The sequence below is a fragment of the Vibrio sp. D173a genome (assembly GCF_030248475.1).
The window spans coordinates 1-867 of sequence record NZ_JAHGAH010001593.1 but is presented as its reverse complement, the minus strand read 5'-3'; the positions used below and the strand labels follow the sequence as shown (position 1 = coordinate 867).

General features: G+C 44.3%; 1 protein-coding gene and 1 pseudogene. One reads left to right on the top strand and one right to left on the bottom strand.

All coding sequences use genetic code 11. The features are described 5' to 3' along the window. Positions 1-444 (bottom strand): NAD-dependent epimerase/dehydratase family protein (locus KIV40_RS34985; RefSeq protein WP_285354071.1); only part of this gene is annotated, 444 nt, incomplete at its 3' end. 309 nt (positions 445-753) lie between these two features. Here KIV40_RS34985 and KIV40_RS34980 point away from each other — a divergent pair. Next, positions 754-867: pseudogene (locus KIV40_RS34980) on the top strand (DUF1538 domain-containing protein); the annotation flags it as partial.

The window sequence follows — 867 nt, the reverse complement described above, 5'->3', positions numbered from 1 at the left end:
TTCCCAGTGTGCGCACACTTTATGAGGAAAACTGTTGTCTGATACATTCAGCGCTTCGTCAAAGGGGTGTTCTTGTTGGTCCCCATAATATCCCACAGCAGAGCCGCTAATGAAGACACTCGGTGGGTTGGTGCTGGCATGAATCAACTCAACAATCTTCTCGGTGATATGCCAACGGCTGTGGCAAATACGTTCTTTTTGCTCGGAGCTCCAACGTTTATCTGCGATCGGTTCCCCTGCGAGATTTATTACGGCATCGAAGTCATTAAGGTCGGAAAGGTCATCTAGAGAGGTGATGTAATGAAGATTATTCTGGTTCAGGTGATTGAGTGCTCCCTGCGCTTTGGACGGATCTCGAGTAAGCAGCGTGACCTCATCCGTTTGCCAGCTTTTAATCAGTTCCGAGCCAATAAACCCAGTGCCACCCGTCAACAATATCTTCATACCAACCTCCTCTTAATTTATTAATTATAGACATGGCTTGTTTTAGTCTGCCAACCAATACGCAGAAAACTATATAACGATCATAAGGTTTCATTCATGTGATAACTCAAAGAGCGGTGTTGAAGCTGCGTTAATCCTAGTCAGTGGGCACGCTCACAGTTTAACGAAAATGTTTCAATATGTTACTGAGTGCTTAATGCGAGTCACATCTCGATAAACGGAAATTTGTCATGCTTATTAAATACAAGGAATTCAAGGCGTAGCTCATTACGTCTCGTATTTGATCGTCCATAGGGATAAGGAGAGTTGATGACAGCGATATTTGCTTTAATGAAAGCTATGCTCGGTAGCCTTAGAGATCTGCTGCCGATTGTCGTTGTGATTGCGTTTTTTCAGCTGGTGGTGTTGCAGGAGCCTTTGCCA